Origin of the sequence: Bacillus sp. EKM202B (assembly GCF_011066025.1) — a bacterium.
GTDB classification, from domain to species: domain Bacteria; phylum Bacillota; class Bacilli; order Bacillales; family Bacillaceae_G; genus Bacillus_A; species Bacillus_A toyonensis.
In genome coordinates, this window is sequence record NZ_JAAMNK010000140.1 from 1 (window position 1) to 234 (window position 234).

General features: G+C 47.4%; 1 tRNA gene. It reads left to right on the plus strand.

Going from position 1 to position 234, the window contains the following annotated elements:
• Nucleotides 1-159 precede the first annotated feature (159 nt).
• Nucleotides 160-234 (plus strand) — tRNA-Gln (locus G9F74_RS29765).

A 234-nucleotide genomic window follows, 5' to 3' on the forward strand; every position in this document is an offset into this window, starting at 1 on the left:
CCGTGGTGTAGTGGTTAACATGCCTGCCTGTCACGCAGGAGATCGCCGGTTCGACCCCGGTCGGGACCGCCATTTTAACTTCTGCTACATAGCATTTGTTTTTTATTGGACATTATGGTACAATAACATTTGTCTTTAAAAAGAAGAAAACTATTTCATTGGGCTATAGCCAAGCGGTAAGGCAACGGACTTTGACTCCGTCATGCGCTGGTTCGAATCCAGCTAGCCCAGCCA